The following is a 24,076-nucleotide window of genomic DNA, read 5'->3' on the forward strand; positions in this document are numbered from 1 at the left end:
CGATTGGGTCAAGCCGGGCGCGACGGTGATCGATGTCGGCATCAACCGCATTGATGCGCCGGAAAGAGGCGAGGGCAAGAGCCGCCTGGTCGGCGATGTCGCCTTTGCGGAAGCCGGCGAAGTTGCCGCCGTCATCACCCCGGTTCCGGGTGGCGTCGGGCCGATGACGATTGCCATGCTGATGGCCAATACCTCGATTGCTGCGCACCGTGCTGCCGGTCGGACGCCGCCGAAATTCTAAAGCATTGGCGCATGATCCCGAAAACCGTGAAGCGGTTTTCGGATAGGTCGTGCCAATTACATTATCTTAGTCGGCCGGCGCCACGCCGGTCGAGGCACGCACGATCAGCTCGGTCTTCCAAAGCTCCTGCTCGGGAAATGTCTCGAGCTGTTTGATCGCGCCGATCAGCCGCTCGGCGACCCGCACGCCGGCGGCGCGGAGCGACGATCGCGTGGTCGTCAGCGGCACGGTGAAATTCTCCGGCTTCAACAGCGTTAGCACATCGTCGTGGGCGATCAGCGAAATATCCTCGCCAAGCTTCAGTTTTGCCTGGTTGATGGCGCGCACCGCGCCGAGCGCCAGTACCGTGCTGGAACAGAGGATGGCGGTTGGCCGCTCATCGAGCTGCAGGATACGCTCCATGGCGAACAGGCCCTGTTCATCGGTCATCGCCGTATGGCTGACATAGGCCTCGTCCAGCATCAGGCCGCGTTCGGCAAGGGCCGTGACCACTCCCTTTTTCCGCCGGATGGCGAAATCGAGATAGATCGGGCCGTTCAGCAGCGCAAAGCGTTTGTGGCCAAGCTGCAGCAGCAGCTTTGCGGCATCGTAGAAGGCCGCCTCGTTGTCGATGTCGAGATAGGGGTAGTCCGGCTCCGTCCCAAAGGATCGTCCATGCACCAGGAAGGGTATGGACAGTGATTTCAGCATTTCGAGGCGCGGATCATGGCCGCGCATATAGGTGATGAACAGAGCGTCGACGTTGCCGCTGGCGGCAAGCCGCTTCAGCGCACCGACTTCGTCGTTCGGATCGGCCGGCGTTAGGACGAAATGGAAATCATGCCGCAAGGCCTCTTCGCCGAGGCCGGTCAGGAATTCGCTGAAATGCAGGTCGGACGGATGGCCAGCGGCCATCGGCATGACCAGGCCGATCGAGCCGGCCTTGCCGGTCGCCAGCCGTTGCGCGGCCTTGTTCGGCCGATAACCGGTTTCCCGAACCGCTTTGAGCACGCGCTCGCGGGTTTCGCGATTAACCTCCGGATATCCGTTCAAGGCACGGCTGACCGTGGTCTGCGACAGCCCCAACATTTGCGATAGCTGCTTCAGATTCACGTACCTATGCTCCTCCATATGCCATTTCCAACGGCCGCAAAGGCTCCTCCTGCCATGCGACTGGTTCCCAAAGCGCTTTAGACTATGTAGCAGGCGAGGCAGTCGAAACAAGACAATTTGCAAAATATTGGTGTCTTTCCATGCTGCATCGCGAGATTTGGGTGTATATTAGCCGAACTCACAAATTCGCTTGACTTTGCTCTGCCCACAATGGAATGAGTGAGTAGCCAAAGCGCTTTGAGAAATGAGCGCGTGACACGCGTAACGTGTTGCGGCTTGTGGGATTTGTATTTGGGAGGACAACCACATGAAGAAATTGTTTTTGATGACCGTTGCCGTTGCGGCCTTGGCGGCTGGTACCGCGATGGCTGCGGATTTGAAGTTCCAGCCCGGTCAGGACTCCAAGTTCAACTGGAAGAGCTATGACGACTTCAAGGCCGCTCATGCGGACTTGAAGGGTGAAACGATGACGATCTTCGGCCCATGGCGTGGCGAAGACGAGGCGCTCTTCACCAGTGTTCTGAACTATTTCACCGAGGCGACGGGCGTCAACGCGAAGTATTCGTCCTCGGAAAACTATGAGCAGCAGATCGTCATCGACACCCAGGCCGGCTCGCCGCCGAATGTCGCGATCCTGCCGCAGCCGGGCCTCCTCGCCAATCTCGCCAGCAAGGGCTATCTGACGCCGCTCGGCGATGATCTCGCAAACTGGGTGAAGACCAATTACGGCGCCGGCGATAGCTGGGTTGGCTATGGCACCTACAAGGGCAAGGACGGCAAGGAAGCTTTCTATGCCTTCCCCTATAAGGCCGACCTGAAGTCGCTCGTCTGGTACGTGCCGGAAAATTTCGAAGAGGCCGGCTATAAGGTCCCCACCACTATGGAAGACCTGATCAAGCTTTCCGATCAGATCGTCAAGGACGGCGGCACCCCCTGGTGCATCGGCCTCGGTTCGGGCGGCGCCACCGGCTGGCCGGCGACCGACTGGGTCGAAGACCTGATGCTGCGCACCGTGTCGCCGAAGGACTATGACGGCTGGGTCGACAATAGCCTGAAGTTCAATGACCCCAAGGTCGTCAATGCCATCGATGAATTCGGCAAGTTCGCCAAGAATCCCAAATATGTCGATGGCGGCGTCGCCGCTGTGGCGTCGACCGACTTCCGTGATAGCCCAAAGGGTCTCTTTACGGTTCCGCCCAAGTGCTACATGCACAAGCAGGCATCCTTCATCCCGTCCTTCTTCCCAGAGGGCACGAAGCTCGGTCAGGATGCCGACTTCTTCTACTTCCCGCCTTTTGCCTCGCATCCGGAACTCGGCAAGCCGGTTCTCGGCGCTGGCACGCTGGCAACGATCACCAAGGACTCGAAGGCTGCTCGCGCTTTCATCGAGTTCCTGCAGACGCCGATCGCCCAGGAAGTCTGGATGGCACAGTCCGGCTTCCTGACCCCATATAAGGGTGTCAACACGGCTGCATATGCCAACGACACGCTTAGGAAGGAAGGCGAAATCCTCACCACCGCCACCACCTTCCGCTTCGATGGTTCCGACCTGATGCCGGGCAAGATCGGCGCCGGCGCGTTCTGGACCGGCATGGTGGACTTCGTCGGCGGCAAGTCGGCTCAGGACTCCGCCGACGCAATTCAGAAGGCGTGGGACTCCATCAAGTAATCATAACATCGCAGAGGGGCGCCGCCGGTATTTCCCGGCGCCGCCACTCTACCCTGTCGCAGCCTGCGCCTTGGGGGACGCCGACGGCGCCGGACAGGTCGCTTCATGCAAGCAATTATTCGGGAGGGACGGATGATTTCGCAGATACTGACGGCGATTGGGGCCATGATATTCGGCGTTGCCGTTTGCGCCGCCTACTTTCTGTTTTCCAACAAGTTGCTGGACCTAATTTTCCCGGCGAAAGAAGGTGCCGATGTTCATCGAGCTGCGGTCAATCTGCGCCGCCGCGGTCTCATCCGACCCTGGCTTTTCCTCGGACCGGCGCTTTTCCTCCTCGCCGTCTACCTGATGTATCCGGTCATTGCGACGCTCATCCTGTCCTTCTACGGTCCTGACGGTAATCAATTCGTCGGTGGCGCCAATTATGTCTGGGCGTTCAACGACACCGAATTCCGCCAGTCGATCTTCAATAACATTCTCTGGCTCGCCGTCGTCCCGGCTGCCTGCACTTTTTTCGGTCTCGTGATCGCCGTCATGACCGATCGCATCTGGTGGGGTAACATCGCCAAGGCGGTGATCTTCATGCCGATGGCGATTTCCTTTGTCGGCGCATCGGTTATCTGGAAATTCATCTACGAATATCGCGGCGGCAACGACACGCAGATCGGTTTGTTGAATGCGATCGTGCAGCTCTTCGGCGGCACGCCGGAAGTCTGGATCACTATCCCCTTCTGGAACAATTTCTTTTTGATGGTCATGCTGATCTGGATTCAGACCGGCTTTGCCATGGTCATCCTATCGGCCGCCCTCCGCGGCATTCCGGAGGAGACCATCGAAGCGGCCGTTATCGACGGCGCCAATGGCTGGCAAATCTTCTGGAAGATCATGGTGCCGCAGGTCTGGGGCACGATCGCCACGGTCTGGACGACCATCACCATCCTCGTCCTCAAGGTGTTCGATATCGTGCTCACCATGACCAATGGTCAGTGGAACACGATGGTCCTTGCAAATCTGATGTTCAACTGGTTGTTCCGCGGCGGCGGCGATTCCGGCCGAAGCGCCGTCATCGCGCTCGTCATCATGGTCGCCGTCACGCCGATCATGATCTGGAACATCCGTCGTGCAAACGCAGAGATGAAGGGTCGCTGATATGATTGGAAATCTCGGCCGCATCGGCCCCGCCCGCCTCTTCGTTCATTTCGTGGTTCTGCTCATCGTTCTCATCTGGCTGCTGCCGACGCTTGGTATCTTCGTCACCGCTCTGCGCGACAGGGATCAGATCGTCGTTTCCGGCTGGTGGACGGCCTTTGCGGGCTCGACGCGGACCACGGCCGTGCGCCTCGCCGGCACCGACAAGGCGACGCAGGACGGTCCCAATTACGTCATCAGCGGCAATGTCTCCAGTGACAGCAACGGAAACGGCAAGATTGAATCCTTCGGCATGCGCGTACAGGACCCCGCCGCCTACAAGGCCGGTGCGCCTGCCGATATCGGCAATGGCGAGACGCTCACCGTCAATGCCGACGGCAGCTACCGCTACCAGAAGAATGCCGCATTCGACGCGGATACGCGCGGCAAGCGCATCTATCTGACCATCTCCACCCCGCCGGAATTTACACTGCAGAATTATCGCACCGTTCTGACGGGCGAAGGCATTGGTCAGTCCTTCATCAACTCGCTGACCGTGACCATTCCGGCGACGATCATCCCGATCCTGATCGCGGCGTTTGCGGCCTATGCGCTTGCCTGGATGGAGTTTCCTGGCCGCGCTCTGCTGATCGCGCTGGTCGTCGGCCTCATCGTGGTGCCGCTGCAGATGTCGCTCATCCCGTTGTTGCGCATCTACAATGAGATCGGCCAGATATTCGGTGTGCCGTCGAAAACCTATCCCGGCATCTGGATGGCGCATACTGCCTTCGGCCTGCCGCTCGCTATCTACCTGCTGCGCAATTACATTGCCGGCCTGCCGAAGGAAATCATCGAATCCGCGCGCGTCGACGGCGCCAGCGACTTCGATATTTTCGTCAAGATCATCCTGCCGCTGTCCTTCCCGGCGCTCGCCTCTTTCGCGATCTTCCAGTTCCTTTGGGTCTGGAACGACCTTCTGATCGCCATGGTGTTCCTCGGCACGGACAAGGATCATCTGGTGCTGACGGCAGCCCTGAACGCCTTGCTCGGCTCGCGCGGCGGGAACTGGGAAATCCTGACGGCTTCCGCCTTCGTCACCATCATTATTCCGCTCCTCGTCTTCTTCGGTCTGCAGCGCTATCTCGTGCGCGGTCTGCTCGCCGGGTCGGTGAAGGGGGGCTGACCGAAGACCTTTCTACTCATACAGGACCTACTCAGAATGAGCATTGCCTCTCAATCGATTTCGACGGTGGACAAAGACTGGTGGCGTGGCGCCGTGATCTATCAGATCTATCCGCGCTCCTATCAGGACTCCAACGGCGACGGCATCGGCGATCTGAAGGGGATCGCCGTCCGCCTGCCGCATGTCGCCGCCCTTGGTGTCGACGCGATCTGGATTTCGCCGTTCTTCACCTCGCCCATGCGTGATTTCGGCTACGACGTCTCCAACTATGAAGATGTCGATCCGATCTTCGGTACGCTTGCCGATTTCGATGTGATGGTCACCGAAGCTCATCGCTTGGGCATCAAGGTGATGATCGATCTGGTGCTGTCGCACAGTTCCGACCGCCATCCCTGGTTTGTCGAAAGCCGGTCGAGCAAGGACAATCCCAAGGCGGATTGGTATGTCTGGGCTGATGCCAAGCCGGATGGCACGCCGCCCAACAACTGGCTGTCGATCTTCGGCGGTTCCGCCTGGGCCTGGGATCCGACCCGTATGCAATATTACATGCATAACTTCCTGATCTCGCAACCCGACCTCAACCTGCACAATCCCGAGGTTCAGGACCGGCTGCTGGATGTCGTGCGCTTCTGGCTTGACCGTGGCGTAGATGGCTTCCGCCTCGACACTATCAACTTCTATTTCCACGACCGGGAACTGCGCGACAATCCTGCGCTGGAGCCCCCGCGCCGCAACGCTTCGACCGCGCCAGCGGTCAATCCCTATAATTTCCAGGAGCATCTCTACGACAAGAACCGTCCGGAGAATCTCAAATTCCTGCAACGCTTCCGTGCCGTGCTCGATGAATATCCGGCGATTGCCGCTGTCGGCGAAGTCGGCGATAGCCAGCGCGGGCTCGAGATCGTCGGCGAATATACTTCCGGCGACGACAAGATGCACATGTGCTACGCCTTCGAGTTCCTGGCGCCGGATCCCCTGTCGCCGGAGCGCGTCGAAGACGTCATGAAGGATTTTGCCGCTGCCGCGCCGGAAGGCTGGGCCTGCTGGGCATTTTCAAATCATGATGTGGTGCGCCATGTCAGCCGTTGGGGCAGCCTGGTCGCCGATCGCGATGCGCTTGCCAAGCAATATGCGGCCTTGATCCTGACACTGCGCGGCTCGGTCTGCCTCTATCAGGGCGAAGAGCTTGGCCTGACGGAAGCCGACCTCGCCTATCAGGATCTGCAGGATCCCTACGGCATCCAGTTCTGGCCGGAATTCAAGGGCCGCGACGGTTGCCGCACGCCGATGGTCTGGGACAGTCAGGTGACCCAGGGCGGTTTCTCGACCGTCAAACCCTGGCTTCCGGTGCCGGTAGAGCATATTCTGCGCGCTGTCAGCGTGCAGCAGGGAGATGAGCATTCGGTGCTGGAGCAATATCGCCGCTTCCTCGCCTTCCGCAAGCAGCACCCAGCCTTTGCCAAGGGCGACATCGCGTTCACGGAGCCGCAGGGCGACGTGCTGCTTTATACGCGTCACTATGGCAGCGAAACTATTCTCTGCGTGTTCAACATGAGCGCGACCGAGGCGACGGCAACCCTGCCTGAGGGGAGTTGGCAGGCTCTGGCCGGTCACGGTTTTGCAAGCAATAACTATGGCAACAAGATCGATATTCCGGCTTGGGGCGCTTATTTCGCGCGTCTGGCCTGAGTATTTGGGAGGAGGAGAGCATAGATGACAGGGCTTGTTCTAAAGGACATCCGAAAATCATACGGGAACGTGCATGTTCTGCATGGCATCGATCTGGATATCCAACAGGGCGAGTTCATCGTCTTCGTCGGTCCTTCCGGATGCGGCAAATCCACATTGCTGCGTATGATCGCCGGACTTGAGAGCATCACCTCCGGCGACATGCTCATCGCGGGGCAAAAGGTCAACGAGGTGCCGCCGTCAAGACGCGGCATTGCGATGGTCTTCCAGTCCTACGCGCTCTATCCGCACATGACGGTCTTCGACAACATGGCCTTCGGCATGCGTATCGCCGGGGAAAGCAAGCAGGAGATCGACCGCCGCGTTCGCGCAGCCGCCGCGAGCCTTCAGCTCACGCAATATCTCGATCGCCTCCCGAAGGCCCTTTCGGGCGGTCAGCGTCAGCGTGTTGCAATCGGTCGCGCCATCTGCCGTAACCCGAAGGTCTTTTTGTTCGATGAACCGCTATCCAATCTCGACGCCGCGCTGCGCGTCGCGACGCGTATCGAGATCGCCAAGCTCAGCGACTCCATGCCCGAGACGACGATGATCTACGTCACCCACGACCAGGTGGAAGCCATGACCTTGGCGGACCGCATCGTCGTATTGTCGGCCGGCCGCGTGGAGCAGGTGGGAGCGCCGCTCGAACTCTATGAGCATCCGGCCAACCTCTTCGTGGCGAAGTTCATCGGCTCGCCGGCCATGAACATCATCCCGTCTAAGGTCACCGGAACCGGCGCGGCGACAACGGTGACGCTGACGGGCGGCAAGACGGTGGTGCTCGACATTGCAACGGCGGCATCCGAGCAAGGCAAGACCGCAAGCTTCGGCGTTCGTCCGGAAGATTTGCGGATCGCGACCGACGAGAACTACCTCTTCGAGGGCGAGGTCTCCATCGTCGAAGCCCTCGGCGAGGTAACGCAACTTTATATCGAGGGCCTGGTGGACGGTGAGCCGATCATCGTCAAGATACCTGGCATCGCAGACGTTAAGCGCGGGCAGAAGATGCGCTTTGCGGCCGATAGGCAGAAGCTCCATCTCTTCGATACTGAAGGCCACACCTATCGTAAGCAATAAGGCATCCTCCCAAGGGCGCGGGAGCGCTAGTCCAAGTGTAGAAATACAATAAAATGCAACTTGGTCTAGCGCTTCCAAACCTTCTGTTAAACACGCGCTGATAGCCTGAGCTTCGTAATATACTTCAGGGATTTACGACAATGGCAGCTTCCGGCACGGCTCATCCAGGCCAGCATTTTCTCAACAAGGAAGAGTCCTTCATGTACGACCGTGAGGTGCGGTACAGAATGGAGGACACGATGAACGCCGCGCGGATCGAATATACCGAAAAAGGCGTCATGAACCTGGCGTCGCGCCGCTGCGACATCATCCGAATCTCGCAGAGCAGCGCGGTTCTGGCGATCCTCACCCAATATAATCTGCCGAAGCAATTCTATCTCGACATCCCCGATGCCCGCATCACCAAGGTCGGTTGCATCCTGATGAAGGTCTACCCCAACAATACCATCGAGGTGCGTTTCCTGCGCCTGCTGACGGAGAAGGAAATGAACAAGATCTTCGTCTACAGCACCCATCCGTCGCATCGCAACCGCGTACTCGATATCCGCGCCTGATTTGAACCCAAGCAAAAGAGGCCCGCGCAGCGTCTGCCGCGCGGGCCTCTTTTTGGGCTGTTATCGTCTCAATGACGGAACAGGACGCTGGCGCCCTGATCCGCCGGGCCGGCGGCGCGGCGGAAGGGGGCGAAGAGCTCACGGCCCATGCCGAATTCATTCTCGGAGAGGTCGAGAACGACGGGCTCGCGTTCGGCCATGTCGGCGGCGTCGACCAGCACCTCAAGCGTGCCGGCAATCGCATCGATGCGGATGATGTCGCCTTCCTTGATGCGGGCAATCGGTCCGCCCTCGACGGCTTCAGGGGTGACGTGGATGGCGGCCGGAACCTTCCCCGACGCGCCAGACATACGCCCGTCGGTCAAAAGCGCCACGCGGAAGCCGCGGTCCTGGAGTACGCCGAGCGCAGGCGTTAGCTTGTGCAGCTCTGGCATACCGTTCGCCTTCGGTCCCTGGAAGCGGACGACGGCGACGAAATCGCGGTTCAGCTTGCCGTCCTTGAACGCCTGCTGGATCTCGAGCTGGTCGTGGAAGATCACGGCGGGCGCCTCGATGACATGGCGCTCCGGCTTGACGGCGGAAATCTTGATGACCGCCTTGCCGACATTGCCGCGCAGCATTTTCAGGCCGCCAGTGCTCTGGAAGGGCGTTTCGATGCTTGCCAGCACCTTCGGATCGCCGCTCTTTTCCGGTGCCGGCTCGCGCACGACGCCGCCATCGGCGCCGATCTTCACTTCGATCGAATAGGCGGAAAGTCCCTGGCCGGCGACGGTGCGGACATCGTCGTGCAGCAGCCCCTTCTTCAGGAGCTCCTTGATCAGGAAGCCCATGCCGCCGGCGGCATGGAAGTGGTTCACGTCGGCAAGCCCGTTTGGATAGACGCGGGCAAGCAGCGGGATGATGTCCGAAAGCTCGGAAATGTCCTGCCAGGTCAGCACGATGCCGGCCGCCCGCGCCATGGCGACGAGATGCATCGTATGATTGGTCGAGCCGCCGGTCGCATGCAGGCCGACGACGCCGTTGACGATCGAGCGTTCATCGATCATCTCGCCGGCGGGCGTGAATTCGTTGCCCATGGCGGTGATCGCAAGCGCGCGCTTGGTCGCTTCGCGGGTCAATGCTTCGCGCAGCGGCGTGCCGGGATTGACGAAGGAGGCGCCGGGCATATGGAAGCCCATGATCTCCATCAGCATCTGGTTGGAGTTGGCCGTGCCGTAGAAGGTGCAGGTGCCGGGGCCGTGATAGGACTTCGATTCCGCCTCCAGCAGCTCGGCGCGGCCCACCTTGCCCTCGGCAAAGAGCTGGCGCACGCGTGACTTCTCGTCGTTTGGCAGGCCGGAGGTCATCGGCCCGGCCGGGATGAAGACGGCCGGCAGATGGCCGAAGGAGAGCGCGGCGATGACGAGGCCGGGTACGATCTTGTCGCAGACGCCAAGGAAGACCGCCGCATCGAACATGTTGTGCGACAGGCCGACGCCGGCCGACATGGCGATCAGGTCGCGTGAGAAGAGCGAAAGTTCCATGCCCGGCTGGCCCTGCGTGACGCCGTCGCACATGGCCGGCACGCCGCCGGCAACCTGGGCGATGCCGCCTGCCTCTGCCGCCGCCTCGCGGATGATCGCGGGATAGGTCTCGAAGGGCTGATGCGCCGAGAGCATGTCGTTATAGGAGGTGATTATCCCGAGATTGGGCACACGGTCGCCCGCCAATGCCTCTTTTTCCGAGGGGGAACAGATGGCAAAGCCATGCGCGAGGTTGGCGCAGCCGAGCACGGCGCGCTGCGCGCCCGCTGTCGCGGCGTTGCGCAGGCGGTCCAGATAGCGCTCGCGTGTCGGCTTCGAGCGCTCGATGATGCGTGTGGTAATCGCGGAAATGCGGGCGTCAGCGGCCATGGTCGATCTGCCTCCGTCTGTTCTGCGCGGTGCCCCGAAGATCGCTTCGATCTGTCTTGGTGGAGGGCGTGGCGCGAGGTTCAAAAGTCAATGCTTTGCCGCTGCGCCTTTCCGGGCACATGGCGCAGCACATGTTGCTGTGTCTTTCCGGGTTCGATGACGAGGCTTTTCGGCCGTGTCAGGGAGCCCAATAAATCTCGACCGGAGAGGCGGCCCGGCGCAGCACGGCGCGGATAGGCATCTCGGTCTCTTCGCCCGGCGCTTCCGCTTTGGCGAGAACGCCTTTCTTGCCTTCCCCCTCGATATGCAGCACCAGCAATCGGGCATCCTGAAGGCTGGAGAAGGTGAAGGTCAGCCGGGGTTCGCCGGCTCCTTCGGCTTCCATCGTGATGATGCCGCGCGGGCTCTTCGCATCGAGCGCCGCTGCGAGATTGCTCCCGCCCGGAAAGAACGAAGCCGTGTGTCCGTCATTGCCCATACCGAGAATGGCGACGTCGAATGGATAGCCGATGCTCTTGGTCTTTTCCGTGGCGATGACGGCGGCTTCCTCGACGGAAGCCACGTCCTGGTAGAGCGGAAAGAACTGTGCCGATGCGGCCTGGTCCTTCAGCAGGTTTTCCTGGACGAGCAGGTGGTTCGAGCGCGGATTGTCTGCCGGTACGAACCGTTCGTCCACGAGGGTAATCGTCACCTTGCGCCAATCGAGAGAACGCGATGACAGCGTCTGAAAGAAGATCTTCGGCGTCGAACCGCCGGAGACCGCAATGCTTGCAGAGCCGCGGGCGGCTATGGCGGCCGAGAGAACCTCGACCACCTTGTCCGCGAGCTTGCCGGCGAGTTCGGCGCCATTGGCGAAAGCATGCATGTTCGCTGTCATCGTCGTCATCCCAGTTTAGATATCGTCATGCCAGGTGCGGCCGTCACGCTCGATCAGAGCGATGGCCTGGCTCGGACCCCAGGTGCCGGCGGTATAACCCTGCACCGGCTGGCTGGTGGCTTCCCAACCCTTGAGCATCGGATCGACCCATTCCCACGCGGCTTCCACTTCGTCGCGGCGCATGAACAGCGTCTGATTGGAACGGACGACGTCCATCAGCAGGCGTTCGTAGGCGTCGGGATTGCGGACGTTGAAGGCCGAGGCAAAGCTCATGTCGAGCGAGACGTTGCGCAGGCGCATGCCGCCCGGACCCGGGTCCTTGATCATCAGCGACTGCTTGACACCTTCGTCCGGTTGCAGGCGGATGATCAACTGGTTGGCGACGATGCGGCCGGCGGCCTGATCGAAGATGTTGTGCGGAATGGGCTTGAAGGTAATGACGATTTCCGACACGCGGCCGGCAAGACGCTTGCCGGTGCGGATGTAGAAAGGAACGCCGGCCCAGCGCCAGTTGCCGATTTCGGCCTTGATGGCGACGAAGGTCTCGGTGTTGGAGACGCCGCCTTCCAGTTCGTCGAGGTAGCCCTTGACCGGGCCGCCCGCCGAAGCGCCGGCGCGATACTGGCCGCGAACGGTCGCCTGCTCGACGTTGGAAGCGTCGATCGGCTTCAGCGCGCGCAGAACCTTCAGCTTTTCGTCGCGCACGGCTTCGGAGTCCATCGAGGACGGAATTTCCATCGCGGTCAAGCAGAGGAGCTGCAGGATGTGGTTCTGTACCATGTCGCGCAGCGCGCCGGCCGTGTCATAATACCCGGCGCGGCCTTCCAGGCCGACCGATTCCGCAACCGTGATCTGCACATGGTCGATGTGGTTGGCGTTCCACAGCGGCTCATAAAGGGCATTGGCAAAGCGCAGCGCCATCAGGTTCTGCACCGTTTCCTTGCCGAGATAGTGGTCGATGCGGAAGATCTGCTCTTCCTTGAAGACCCTGCCGATCGAGTCGTTGAGCTGCAGGGCGGAAGCGAGGTCGCGGCCAATCGGCTTTTCAACGACGATGCGGGTCTGCTTGGTGATCAGCTTGTGGTCATGGATCTTCTGCGAGATGTCGCCGAAAATGCCAGGAGCCACGGCCAGATAGAAGGCGCGCACGCGCTCCTTGCCTTCGTCCAGGATCTTCTTGAGCTGATCCCAGCCGGCATCGGTCTTGGCGTCCACTGGCACGTAGAACAGGCGCGCGCAGAATTTCTTCACTTCCGCTTCGTCATATTCGCCCTTTTTCAGGTGCTCTTTCAACGCGGCTTCGGCGAATTTGCGGTATTCTTCATGCGAAAGCGCGCTGCGCGATGCGCCGATGATGCGGGTAGGCTCGGAAAACTGGCCTTCGACCTGGCGATGATAGAGGGCGGGCAGAAGCTTGCGTTCTGCAAGGTCGCCACTGCCGCCGAAAACGACATAGTCAAATGGTTCAACGGGAATGATTTGGCTGCTCATGAGCTATCTCTCAATCGGTCTTGGTTGAGGCCCCTTTTAATCTAATCGATTTAAAAAGGCCAGTGTGCATCGCGAAATTCAGACTCGGTTTTTAGAGCGGATCGCCGGAAGAGGAAATCCGTTCTTCGTCTAAAACCTGTCGCGCAACGCAAACCACGAGAGCGCCAGGAATAGGAGAGGTGCCCGCATGCGGGCACCGCCGGGAAATGGCGGGATGTTCAACGCCTTGAAAAGCGCAAGATCGTCGGCGTTCCCGAGAACCGTTTTCGCATAGAGTTTACCGCAATAGTTTGACAGCATGATCCCGTGTCCGGAATAGCCACCGATGGACGTGACCCCCGGCATGACTTCGCGCACGAAAGGCTGGCGCGGCATGGTTATGCCGACAGATCCGCCCCAGGCATGGGTGATGCTGATGTTATCGAGGGCAGGATAGATTTCGGCAATCTGGCGGCGGATGTGCTGCGTTATGTCGCGCGGATTGTCGGCGGTATAGGCCTCACGCCCGCCGAAAAGCAGACGCCCGTCCTTCGACTTGCGAAAATAGCGTACCACGAATCGCGAATCCGCCACCGCTTCGCCGCCGGGCAGGACATCGGGAAAATTGCCGAGCGGTTCGGTCGCGCCGATAAAAGAGCGGATCGGCATCACATGGCTCGCGGTCACCGGTTCCAGATTGCCGATATAGCCGTTGCAGGCAATCAGCACGCGCTCGGCGGTGATCGTACCGCTGCCGGTTTCGATCATCGTCTTGCCGCCGGATTGCCGGATCGCCTTCGCCGGCGTCATTTCGAAAAGCGAAGCACCGGCGGCATGCGCTACTCGTGCGAGGCCGATGAGCAGCTTCAGCGGATGGATATGGCCCGTGCCCATATCCCTGATGCCATAGAGATAGAGCTTCGAGCCAAGCCGCTCCTGCGTTTCAGCCTGATCCATGAAGCTGACATGCGGATAGCCGTAGCGCGTGGCTGCGATTTCGGCATTCTCCATATAGGCACGCTTGTAGCTCCGCTTATGCGTGACATTCATCTGGCCGGGTATGAACTCGATGTCGATGCCATGCTCGGCGGCAAAGTCGAGAAGATTGTGTTTGGCGTCCTCGGCAAGATCGAACAGCGCCTTTGAGCGTTCGTAGCCGATCTTTTCTTCCAGTTCCTCGGGCCAAGAGCGCTGGCCGGTGCCGAGCTGGCCGCCATTGCGGCCGGACGCGCCGTCGCCGAAGCGGTTGGCATCGATTAGCGTCACATCGGCGCCGCCCTTGGCAAGATTGTAGGCCGCCTGCAGGCCGGTATAGCCGCCGCCGATGATGGCCACGTCGGCGCGGCGGGAGCCGTCGAGCTTCGGATAGGCGGGGCGAGGGCCGACGGTTGCCTGATACCAGGAAAGCCCAGGCGCTATCGGGCTCTGCCATGCTTCCTGCAATGTCATGAGCGGCCCTCCCTCACACGTTGAGCAGAAGGAACTCCCGCTCCCAGGGGCTGATCACCTGCATGAAGGTTTCGAATTCGCCCCGCTTCACGCCGGCGTAGATACCGATGAAATCCTTGCCGAAGACCTCCTCGAAGGCCGGCTCGTCCTCCATCAGTGCGATGGCTTCGAGCAGGCCACGCGGCAGATCGATGGAGCCTTCGTTGGCGGAATCCTCGGTCGGCGCCGTCGGCTCCACCTTTTTCATGATGCCGAGCAGGCCGGAGGCGAGCGAGGCAGCGAGCGCGAGATAGGGATTGGCATCCGAGCTCGGCAGCCGGTTTTCAACGCGCCGCGCCTGCGAATCCGATACGGGCACGCGGAAGGCCGTAGTGCGATTGTCGTACCCCCAGGCATTGTTGACCGGGCAGGACATGTTGGGCGCCAGCCGGCGATACGAATTCACATAGGGCGCCAGCATAGCCAGCGAGTTCGGCACGTAGCGCTGCATGCCGCCGATGAAGTGGAAGAATTCCGGCGAGGGACTGCCGTCCGGATTGGTGAAAACATTCTTGCCGGTCACGATATTGACCACGGATTGATGAATGTGCATTGCCGAGCCGGGTTGGCTCTGCATCGGCTTGGCCATGAAGGTCGCATAGATGCCGTGCTTCAGCGCCGCCTCGCGGATCGTGCGCTTGAACATGAACACCTGGTCGGCAAGCTCGATCGGATCGCCATGCCGCAGGTTGATTTCGAGCTGCGCCGGACCCTCTTCATGGATCAGCGTATCGATCTCCAGGCCCTGCTTTTCCGAGAAGTGATAGATGTCGTCGATCAGTTCGTCGAACTCGTTGATGCCGGCGATCGAATAACCTTGGCCGCCGAGGATCGAGCGACCCGAACGGCCCTTCGGCGGATGCAGCGGATAGTCCGGATCGTCGTTCTTGGCGACGAGATAGAATTCGATCTCCGGCGCCACGACCGGCTTCCAGCCGCGTTCGCGATAGAGGCCCATGATGCGCTTCAATACGTTGCGGGGCGTGTAGGATACTTCCTCGCCGTCGGAATTAACGATATCGCAGATCACCTGCGCCGTCGGATCGCTCTCCCAGGGCACGACGGAAAGCGTCGAAAGATCGGGCACCAGCTTCAGGTCGCTGTCACGCGGCTCGTAGCGAAAGCTTTCGGTCTCCTCCGGATATTCGCCCGAAATCGTGTGGCGATAGATCGCCGAGGGCAGGGCCAGCGAGGTGTTGGAAGTGAATTTCGAGGTAGGCATCATCTTGCCGCGCGGCACGCCGGCAAGGTCCGGCGTGATGCATTCTATGTCTTCGATCCCGCGTGCCCGCAGCCATTGAGCCGCTTCCTTCCAATTTGCCACCCCGCGGGCCGATCGCAGGCTTGGGGGAACTGTTGCGACTTTCGAGACCGGCAAGGAAGCTTTCAGCGGGGTCTTTTTCGCGGCCATAAAACACCGTATTTGGGTTGATCGGTGATTGCATCATAACGGCAGTTTGCCAATTGGCGAGGGGGAAACCGCTTGGACTTTCGCCGTATGATAGAAAAGCGATTATGCGATGCAGCAATGGGTAAAGGAATGAAAACGTGGCCGGCAGATATGATGTGATTGTCCTCGGCGCGGGTGCTGCAGGCATGATGTGCGCCATCCGCGCAGGCCAGCGCGGACGCTCCGTCGCCGTGCTCGACCATGCGGCCGCGCCGGGCGAGAAGATCCGGATTTCCGGCGGCGGCCGCTGCAATTTCACCAACATCCATGCCGGCCCGAAGAACTTCCTCTCCGCCAATCCGCATTTCGCCAAATCGGCACTGGCGCGCTTCACACCGAAGGATTTCCTTGCCATGGTCGAAAACCATGGCATTGCCTGGCATGAGAAGACGCTCGGGCAACTCTTCTGCGACAACAGCGCCAAAGACATTATCCGCATGCTGACCGATGAGATGCGGGCGGCCGGCGTGGAGTTACGGTTGCATACCGAAATCGTCGCCATCGATCCGATTGCCGGCGGGGGCTACAGGATCGCCACATCGGACGGTGCCCTGGAGGCAACCTCTCTGGTCATTGCCACCGGCGGCAAATCAATCCCGAAAATGGGCGCCACCGGCTTTGCCTATCGCATCGCCGAGCAATTCGGCCTGCCGCTCGTCGAGACGCGTCCCGGCCTCGTGCCGCTGACGCTCGATCCCCAGCTTCTCCAGCGCCTTGCGCCGCTTGCCGGCATCGCCGCGGCTGCCGAAATCCGCCATGGCAAAACCGCGTTCCGCGAAGCTCTGCTTTTCACCCATCGGGGTTTAAGTGGTCCGGCCATCCTGCAAATATCTTCCTACTGGCGGGAAGGGGACGAGATCACGGTCGCCATCGAGCCCGATATCGACATTTTCATCACCCTGAAAACAGCACGGCAAGCCAATGGCCGGCAATCGGCGCAGACGGCTCTGGCGGAGATACTGCCGAAGCGGCTGGCGCAGCATTTCGCCGAGGGCGAGGGCATATCGGGCAATATGGCCGATCAGCCCGACAGACGCCTGCAGCAGCTCGCCGCCGCCGTGCAGGCTTGGCCCGTCAAACCGTCCGGTTCCGAAGGCTATCGGACGGCAGAAGTCACCCTTGGCGGTGTTGATACCGCTTGCCTCGATTCGAAAACGCTGCAGGTGAAAACCATCCCCGGTCTCTTTTTCATTGGCGAATGCGTCGACGTTACCGGCTGGCTCGGCGGCTATAATTTTCAATGGGCCTGGGCCTCAGGCCACATCGCCGGCGAAGCGGCTTGAAGCGCTCGCTTTAAGCTCGTCCGCATCCCCCATCGTGGCGCCACTGAAGTAAAACTGCCGGCGAAGAATCCTACGCCTTTCGGATAAGTATTCGCAAGGTGCGACAATTGCGGCTAGGCTCTGGTTTCGGCGTTTTCCTTTCCTACATCTTTGTTGTCCACATTGGCAGTTGCCGGAACGACCTTTTGCCGGTTATCGTGTCCGTGCGAAAATGGGATTTAGGCTCATGAATAGAACACAACGTCGCGCTCGCGCTATTGCAATTGCTCAAACTCGAGACAATGCCAAGTTGGTGGCTACCCGGCTGCTGATGCTGGCGACCGGCGCCACGGCAGCCTGCATTGCTTACCTAGCGGTGCGCAGTTTCTGATATCATCGGCCTGATCGGTTTCGGCCGCCATCTTCCCGGCGGCCGTCATTTGCGCATACGCCTGACATCCTCTTGGCTGAGGCCTCGCATCCCCGCATTTCAAGGCTTTCTCGGGCTCGCAAGAGCCTTGCGGCTCATTGCCAGGCGCTTTATCCGAAAATTAATCAATCGAACTCACAATCCGCGAAGATTTTCTGGGGCGTGCTTCTACAACGTAGAGCCGAAGCAATGATTGCCACCCGACATAGTTGGGACCCCGTCTGCGAATATTTCAAGATTGATGGTTATGCATCCGGTCAGCGCCGTGGCGGCGTCGGCAGGGGGAGTACGGTGTATGAGAGGCCAGAGCCACCATGTTCATTGACAAGATCCTGTCCCGTTTCAAGATCAAGACGAAGGTCCTGATCTTCGTTCTGCCTTTCGTCATCAGCATTTCCGCCGTCGGTCTCACCGGGCTCTACGCTTCGGGCCTGCTGCAGGGGCGCATGGAAATTTCCAACAGCGTGCTGCAATCGCTGACGGGCTTCAAGAACCTCTATGGTTCGATGGATGACTTCCTGCGCATTACCAACGAGCAGCAACGCGACAAGCTCTATCAGGATATCAAATCGCAGCAGGGCGTTTTGAGCACAACGCTGGCTCAGCTCGGCAAGGATGCGGAGGGTCGCGACAACCTGACGGATGCGACGACGAAGACCGCCGACATGTCAAACCTGGTTGCCAAGCTCTGGACGCTGCACGAGCAGGAAGTCGCCTTTCGCAAGGTGATCGAGGACGCGCAGAGAGCGCTGATCAGTGCTCGTTTCAATGTCGATTACGATGGCCAGCAGTTGGAAGACCAGATGCGCAAGGATCAGGCTGACGCGACCGCGACGTTGCGCGCCGCCGACCGCCTGCTGAAGGGCGGCGATACGCTCGTCTCCGTTGCCGAAGATTTCAACAAGGCCGCAACGCCTGCCGACAAGCTCAAGGTTCTCAAGGACCGGATGCCTGACCTCAACAAGGCGCTCCGGGCGATCGATCTCGCCGTGCCGCAGAACCAGAAGAGCGTCGTGCAGTCGCTGGCAGGCACCATCAAGGATCTCGGAGCGTTCACCGAAAGCACGGATGCTCCGACAGACGATACCGTGACCGCCATCGGCCGGCTGCTCTCCCGGTTCCGGCAGATGTCGACCTATACGCAGCTTGCGGCAACGCAGATGATGCGCCAGGCGACCACCACCTTCGTTCAACTCGACGCCCGTGTCGTTCAGACGAATTCCGTTCTGCAGGATACCCGCCGTCTCGAAGCTTCAGTCTATTCGCTGCAGCTCGTGCTTGCCGATTTCACCGCCAATACCAACAAGGACAACCTCGTTCGCCTGCGCCAGGAAGTCTCCAAGCTTGGCGGCGACATGGATACGCTGAACCAGAGTGCCAAGAACATGGATTTCGCCGGCGATATCGACAAGGCCATCCGCCCGGCTATCAAGTCGATGGATGAAGCCGGCGGCAAGCTGGTCGATACCATCGGCCAGCGTATCAACGAATATGCCAGCGCCCGCCAGCAGCTCGATCAGGTTTGGGGTCAGCTCACCGCCTTTGCCGAAACCCAGAAGCAGAGCGCCGGCACAGAGCGCGACCAGGCGAATTACATCTCTATCCTCGCCACCACGCTCGGCATCATCCTCTCGGTTGCCGGCGGCATCGCCCTGGTCCTGACCCTGCAGCGTCCGATCGGTCAGATCACCGCCGCCATGCGCCGCATCGCCGACGGCATGCTGGAAACCGCGATCTCGGGCGAGCAACGCCACGACGAAATCGGCGACATGGCCCGTGCCCTCGGTATCTTCAAGGAAAACGCGCTCTCGAAGATCCGCATCGAAGAGCAGAGCGACGAGGAGCGAACTGCCGCCGAGCACGAGCGCCAGCGCAACGATGCCGAAAAGCGCGAACTCGACCGTCAGATCGACTTCGCCGTCAGCGAGCTTGCCGCCGGCCTCGAGCGTCTGGCTCAAGGCGATATCTCTTCGAGCATCGAGACGCCCTTCATCGGCCGCCTCGAACAGCTCCGGCAGGATTTCAACAGCTCGCTGTCGCGCCTGCAGCAGACCCTCAGCCAGGTGCGTGACAATGTCGAGATGATCCAGAGCAACGGCAGCCAGATGGCAGCCTCCGCCGAGGACCTGTCGAAGCGCACCGAGCAGCAGGCGGCAGCATTGGAAGAAACCGCCGCTGCCGTGGATGAGATCACCGTCACCGTCCGCTCGTCCGCCGAGCGCGCCAAGGAGGCGGATGGGATCGTACGTGAAGCCAAACGCAGCGCCGACGACAGCTCTGTCGTCGTCGGTAACGCCATCGACGCTATGGCGCGTATCGAAGATGCATCCCGCCAGATCGAGCAGATCATCGGCGTCATCGACGAGATCGCCTTCCAGACAAACCTTCTGGCATTGAATGCCGGTATCGAAGCTGCCCGCGCGGGCGAGGCCGGCAAGGGCTTTGCGGTTGTCGCCATGGAGGTGCGCGAACTTGCGCAGCGCTCCGCCGCCGCGGCACAGGAGATCAAGGGGTTGATCAACAAATCGACGCACGAGGTCAATTCCGGCTCGCAGTTCGTGCAGGAGGCCGGCTCCGTGCTTGCCCAGATCAGCGGCCAGATCGTCACCATCAGCCAGCATGTGGAAATGATCGCGCGCGCCAGCCACGATCAGGCAAGCGCGCTGCAGGGGGTCAACTCGTCCGTCAACCAGATGGATCAAATGACACAGAAGAATGCGGCCATGGTCGAAGAGACCACGGCGGCCAGCCGCGAACTGGCCTCCGAAGCGGACGCGCTGCTCCATCTCATCCAGCAGTTCAAGATCGAAGGCGGGCCGGCCGCGGGTTACATGCGGGCGGAAGCCGCCTGACCGCAGCAATCGTCACCATCGCAGGCGGACCGGCCGATATCAGCCCGGTCCGCTTTTTTCGTTTTGAGCCATGCATAGCCGGCGTCGAGCGCGTTTCCGAACCAGCTAAACAGGGCCAGGGAGTCCCGGCCATATTCCTGATAGAACGCGTCCTCATTGCGGCGCCATTGCGCATGGCGGATATCGTTCTCCAGTTGGATAATTCTAGCCAAAGCGATGCAGTCGATCATGGGAAGTCTCCATATTGAAAGGCATCCCTTCAATTACACAGAGGAATTTTCTTTATAAACGATCGTTTTCACCCTATGTTTTTCAGTGATGAAAAATGCTGTTTGGGATTCCTATCAACTTTTCCTCGATGTCGCTCGCGGCGGCGGGCTGACGGGCGCTGCATCTTCGAACGGTTTAAGCCCGGCAACGATCGGCCGCCGCATGCTGGAATTGGAGAGCAAGATCGGCCGCTCCCTCTTCCAGCGCAGTCAGACAGGCTACGTGCTGACCGGCGATGGCCAGGAGCTGTTCGATCAACTGCTGGAGATGGAAGCGGCTGCGCGTAAGATCGAGAGCTGGCAGCGTGATGCCCAAGGGGCGGCTATCGTCCGGATCGCGGCCGGCACCTGGGTCGGCTGGCTGCTCAGCCAGAATATGCCGTCGATCTGCTCGGACCGGGACGGCTTCCGCATCGATCTGCATCTCGCCGAACGCCGTGCCAGCCTTGCTCATCGCGAAAGCGACATCGGCATCCGCGCCTTCGAGCCGGAGGAGATCAATCTGGCGGCCGTCAAGACCGGCGATGTCGCCTATGCCGCCTATCAGGCCCGCAACGTGCGCTTTGCTGGGCCGAGGCGCTGGATCGCCGTGGCGGAAGAGGATGCCATCTCCACCTATCTGCGCTGGCCGCATCAGAACCAGCGCGAGGCAATCGCGGTGACGGTCAACCGACCGCGCTCCCTTTATGATCTCGTGCTTGCGGGAGCAGGCATCGCTGTTCTCCCCTGCTTCGTCGGCGATCTGGAGCCACGGCTGGAGCGGGTCGGCGAGGAGGTGGCCTCGCTGCGTCACGGGCAGTGGATCGTCATGAATGACGCCGACCGCCACCGCCGTGAAATCCGCACCGTGGTCGATCGCATGACAAGGCTACTGAAAAGCCATGCCGATCTTTTCGCCGGCAACCGTCCCACCTACTTATGAAAACCGGTGGCCAAGGTAGCCGCCGGTCTCTTGGTCTTGGAAGACGGACCGGTGTTCAGCGAACTGCGTCGCCCCAGCGGTATTCAAACGTCGCATTGTCCAGCCTTGCCTTCAACGCCGGATCGAGCTTGAGGTCGATGGCGGCGAGCGTGTCGGTCAGTTGGTCCGGGCGGCTCGCGCCGATGATGGCTGAGGTGATCACGGGATTGGCGGCCACCCAGGCGACGGCGAGCTGGGTGAGCGAATGGCCGGCTTCGTCGGCAATGCCACGCAGCTTTTCGATCGTTGCGAACTCGCGTTCGTGCCAGTAGCGCTCCAGATAGGTGGTGCCGGCATTGCGCAGTTGCGCGCTGAAGCGGCCCTCCGTCGGCGCGACATTGTGCTTGTGTTTGCCGGTCAGAAGGCCGCCGGCGATCGGATTGTAGGGAATGACGGCGATGCGCTGCTCTTCGGCGAGCGGCAACAGCTCGCGCTCGATCTGGCGGAACAGCAGATTGTAGCGCGGCTGCACCGAGACAAAGCGGGCGGTTCGCAGGACATCGGCGCGGCCGAGCGCCAGCGCCAGCCTGTAGGCAAGGAAATTCGATACGCCGACATAGCGCGCCTTGCCCGAGCGCACGATGACGTCGAGTGCCTCCAACGTCTCGTCGATTGGGGTTTCACGGTCGTCGGAATGGAGCTGATAGAGGTCGACATAGTCGGTGCCGAGACGCCGCAGCGATGCATCGATGGCGTCGAGAAGGTGCTTGCGCGATGCGCCCTGATCCCACGGGGAAGGACCGACCTTGCCGACGGCCTTTGTGGCGACGATGAAGCGGTCGCGTTTGCCTTTCAGCCAGCGGCCGATGATCTCCTCGGTGCGGCCGGCAAGCTGTTCGCCGCCGCCGAGCGGATAGACGTCGGCCGTATCGATGAAGTTGACGCCGGCATCGGTTGCCTTGTCGAGAATGGCATGTGCGATGTCTTCCTGCTCGATCTGCAGGCCGAAGGTCATGGTGCCCAGACAAAGGCGGGAAACGCTGAGACCGGTATTGCCGAATTTTTGATACTGCATGATGGAAACTCTTGAAACGATGCGGGTTGATTTTGCCCTTGGGCAAGGCGGCGAAAACAGGCGGGAGGCTATTCGTGGGATGAGACGGCCCGATGGTAGCAAAGCTCATCCCCGCATTCACGCAGGAAGGAAGTCTCGCGTTCACAATCGCGTGCGCTCCGCATATTGCCGTTTCCGGCGATGTGACTGCCGATTTCGGTAAATCCGCCAAAGCTCATAGTGCCTTGCTTTTCCCCCTTGTGGCCTTCGGAATTCCTTTCTAGTCTGACGGGAAAAACAGAGGGTTGGGTATCGCCGCGATGCCCTTGAACAAAATAGGAGAGATCATGAAGTCCATGTTCGCACGGCTGGCAGCAACGGCTTTTGCGGCCGTTTCGCTGGTGACGGCAGCCCAGGCCGAAGACAAGGTCGTCAATATCTACAACTGGTCGGATTATATCGATGATTCGATCCTGGCCGATTTCACCAAGGAAACCGGCATCAAGGTGGTCTACGATACCTTCGATTCCAACGAAACGCTGGAGACCAAGCTCCTGGCGGGCAAGACCGGCTACGACATCGTCGTACCGACGGCGGACTTCATGCAGCGCCAGATCAAGGCCGGCGTGTTCCAGAAGCTCGACAAGTCGAAGCTGCCGAACATCTCCAACATGTGGGACATGGTGATGAAGCGCATCTCCACCTATGATCCCGGCAACCAATATGCTGTCGACTATATGTGGGGCACCAACGGCATCGGCTACAATGTCGACAAGGTGAAGCAGATCCTCGGCACCGACGACAAGCCGACCCTCGACGTGATCTTCGACCCGAAGGTCGCCGCGAAGTTCAAGGATTGCGGCATCTACATGCTCGACGCGCCGAAGGACGTCATCCCGACGGCGCTGGCCTATCTCGGCCTCGATCCGAATTCGACCAAGCCTGAGGATTTCAAGAAGGCCGAAACGCTCCTGACGTCGATCCGGCCCTTCATCCGCAAGTTCCATTCGTCGGAATACATCAATGCGCTCGCCAACGGCGATATCTGCCTCGCCTTCGGCTATTCAGGTGACATATTGCAGGCGCGCAACCGCGCCGAAGAGGCGAAGAACGGCGTCCACGTCGACTATTCGATCCCGGCACAGGCACAGATGTGGTTCGACGTCATGGCGATCCCCGCCGATGCGCCGCATGTGGCCGAAGCGCATGCATTCCTGAATTACATCATGAAGCCGGAAGTCATCGCCAAGGCCAGCAACTTCGTCGCCTACGCCAATGGCAACAAAGCTTCGCAGCAGTTCGTGAACAAAGAAGTTCTTGAGGATCCCGCGGTCTATCCGACCGATGAGATCATGAAACACCTGTTCACGGTGACGCCGTGGGATCCGAAAACGCAGCGCTTGGCGACGCGCTTGTGGACCAAGGTCGTGACCGGTCAATAAGTCAGACAAAGGCCCGG

The 24,076-nt window shown here is 60.3% G+C and carries 19 protein-coding genes and 1 pseudogene; 12 read left to right on the forward strand and 8 right to left on the reverse strand.

All coding sequences use genetic code 11. The features are described 5' to 3' along the window. Window positions 1–241: pseudogene (locus tag K290_RS33755) on the forward strand (bifunctional methylenetetrahydrofolate dehydrogenase/methenyltetrahydrofolate cyclohydrolase); the annotation flags it as partial. A 66-nt stretch (window positions 242–307) separates the two neighbouring features. Here the strand turns inward: K290_RS33755 and K290_RS0102700 are convergent. Beyond that, on the reverse strand, window positions 308–1,333 hold the full coding sequence (locus K290_RS0102700; RefSeq protein WP_028750438.1) for a LacI family DNA-binding transcriptional regulator: 1,026 nt from the start codon (window positions 1,331–1,333) through the stop codon (window positions 308–310). 307 nt (window positions 1,334–1,640) lie between these two features. Here K290_RS0102700 and K290_RS0102705 point away from each other — a divergent pair, with 307 nt between their 5' ends. The 6 genes from K290_RS0102705 to K290_RS0102730 all read left to right on the forward strand — a co-directional run bounded on the left by K290_RS0102705 (window position 1,641) and on the right by K290_RS0102730 (window position 8,672). Next, a complete protein-coding gene (locus K290_RS0102705; protein ID WP_028750439.1) occupies window positions 1,641–3,002 on the forward strand; it encodes an ABC transporter substrate-binding protein in 1,362 nt (453 codons plus the stop codon). 132 nt (window positions 3,003–3,134) lie between these two features. After that, window positions 3,135–4,151 carry a carbohydrate ABC transporter permease gene (locus K290_RS0102710; RefSeq protein ID WP_028750440.1) on the forward strand — a complete coding sequence of 339 codons (1,017 nt, stop codon included), beginning with the start codon at window positions 3,135–3,137 and terminating at the stop codon, window positions 4,149–4,151. Window position 4,152: 1 nt separating this feature from the next. Further along, window positions 4,153–5,313, forward strand: coding sequence for a carbohydrate ABC transporter permease (locus K290_RS0102715; RefSeq protein ID WP_028750441.1), 1,161 nt, complete (start codon window positions 4,153–4,155; stop codon window positions 5,311–5,313). 36 nt (window positions 5,314–5,349) lie between these two features. Then, window positions 5,350–7,002 (forward strand): beta-galactosidase BglA, encoded by a 1,653-nt coding sequence (bglA, locus tag K290_RS0102720; protein ID WP_028750442.1) that lies wholly within the window; start codon window positions 5,350–5,352, stop codon window positions 7,000–7,002. Between the two features lie 24 nt (window positions 7,003–7,026). Next, a complete protein-coding gene (locus K290_RS0102725) occupies window positions 7,027–8,118 on the forward strand; it encodes an ABC transporter ATP-binding protein (RefSeq protein WP_028750443.1) in 1,092 nt (363 codons plus the stop codon). A gap of 140 nt (window positions 8,119–8,258) precedes the next feature. Further along, entirely contained in the window at window positions 8,259–8,672 is a 414-nt protein-coding gene (locus tag K290_RS0102730; protein WP_028750444.1) for a hypothetical protein, read from the forward strand. A gap of 68 nt (window positions 8,673–8,740) precedes the next feature. On the opposite strand, the gene edd is transcribed toward K290_RS0102730, so the two are convergent. The 5 genes from edd to K290_RS0102755 all read right to left on the reverse strand — a co-directional run bounded on the left by edd (window position 8,741) and on the right by K290_RS0102755 (window position 15,810). Further along, entirely contained in the window at window positions 8,741–10,564 is a 1,824-nt protein-coding gene (gene edd, locus K290_RS0102735) for a phosphogluconate dehydratase (RefSeq protein WP_028750445.1), read from the reverse strand. Between the two features lie 178 nt (window positions 10,565–10,742). Then, entirely contained in the window at window positions 10,743–11,441 is a 699-nt protein-coding gene (pgl, locus tag K290_RS0102740) for a 6-phosphogluconolactonase (RefSeq protein ID WP_028750446.1), read from the reverse strand. A 15-nt stretch (window positions 11,442–11,456) separates the two neighbouring features. Further along, window positions 11,457–12,932 (reverse strand): glucose-6-phosphate dehydrogenase, encoded by a 1,476-nt coding sequence (gene zwf / locus K290_RS0102745; RefSeq protein ID WP_028750447.1) that lies wholly within the window; start codon window positions 12,930–12,932, stop codon window positions 11,457–11,459. Window positions 12,933–13,061: 129 nt separating this feature from the next. Continuing rightward, on the reverse strand, window positions 13,062–14,360 hold the full coding sequence (locus tag K290_RS0102750; RefSeq protein WP_028750448.1) for an NAD(P)/FAD-dependent oxidoreductase: 1,299 nt from the start codon (window positions 14,358–14,360) through the stop codon (window positions 13,062–13,064). 13 nt (window positions 14,361–14,373) lie between these two features. Further along, window positions 14,374–15,810: a glutamine synthetase family protein gene (locus tag K290_RS0102755; protein ID WP_028750449.1), complete on the reverse strand. Its 1,437-nt coding sequence runs from the start codon at window positions 15,808–15,810 to the stop codon at window positions 14,374–14,376. A gap of 137 nt (window positions 15,811–15,947) precedes the next feature. Between K290_RS0102755 and K290_RS0102760 the strand changes: the two genes are divergently transcribed. The 3 genes from K290_RS0102760 (at window position 15,948) to K290_RS0102765 (ending at window position 20,393) form a co-directional block, all read left to right on the forward strand. Beyond that, window positions 15,948–17,132 carry a BaiN/RdsA family NAD(P)/FAD-dependent oxidoreductase gene (locus tag K290_RS0102760; RefSeq protein ID WP_028750450.1) on the forward strand — a complete coding sequence of 395 codons (1,185 nt, stop codon included), beginning with the start codon at window positions 15,948–15,950 and terminating at the stop codon, window positions 17,130–17,132. A 226-nt stretch (window positions 17,133–17,358) separates the two neighbouring features. Then, window positions 17,359–17,502, forward strand: a complete 144-nt coding sequence (locus tag K290_RS37810) for a hypothetical protein (protein WP_166656857.1) — start codon at window positions 17,359–17,361, stop codon at window positions 17,500–17,502. Between the two features lie 353 nt (window positions 17,503–17,855). Then, window positions 17,856–20,393: a methyl-accepting chemotaxis protein gene (locus K290_RS0102765; RefSeq protein WP_028750451.1), complete on the forward strand. Its 2,538-nt coding sequence runs from the start codon at window positions 17,856–17,858 to the stop codon at window positions 20,391–20,393. On the opposite strand, the gene K290_RS0102770 is transcribed toward K290_RS0102765, so the two are convergent. Continuing rightward, window positions 20,369–20,623: a hypothetical protein gene (locus K290_RS0102770; protein ID WP_028750452.1), complete on the reverse strand. Its 255-nt coding sequence runs from the start codon at window positions 20,621–20,623 to the stop codon at window positions 20,369–20,371. The genes K290_RS0102765 and K290_RS0102770 overlap by 25 nt on opposite strands. Before the next feature lie 88 nt (window positions 20,624–20,711). Between K290_RS0102770 and K290_RS0102775 the strand changes: the two genes are divergently transcribed. After that, window positions 20,712–21,584, forward strand: coding sequence for a LysR family transcriptional regulator (locus K290_RS0102775; protein WP_028750453.1), 873 nt, complete (start codon window positions 20,712–20,714; stop codon window positions 21,582–21,584). A gap of 55 nt (window positions 21,585–21,639) precedes the next feature. On the opposite strand, the gene K290_RS0102780 is transcribed toward K290_RS0102775, so the two are convergent. Further along, window positions 21,640–22,638: an aldo/keto reductase gene (locus tag K290_RS0102780; RefSeq protein ID WP_028750454.1), complete on the reverse strand. Its 999-nt coding sequence runs from the start codon at window positions 22,636–22,638 to the stop codon at window positions 21,640–21,642. A 335-nt stretch (window positions 22,639–22,973) separates the two neighbouring features. Between K290_RS0102780 and K290_RS0102790 the strand changes: the two genes are divergently transcribed. Next, window positions 22,974–24,059: a polyamine ABC transporter substrate-binding protein gene (locus tag K290_RS0102790; protein ID WP_245276472.1), complete on the forward strand. Its 1,086-nt coding sequence runs from the start codon at window positions 22,974–22,976 to the stop codon at window positions 24,057–24,059. Window positions 24,060–24,076: the final 17 nt, after the last annotated feature.

The sequence above is a fragment of the Rhizobium leucaenae USDA 9039 genome, assembly GCF_000426285.1.
Lineage (GTDB): Bacteria > Pseudomonadota > Alphaproteobacteria > Rhizobiales > Rhizobiaceae > Rhizobium > Rhizobium leucaenae.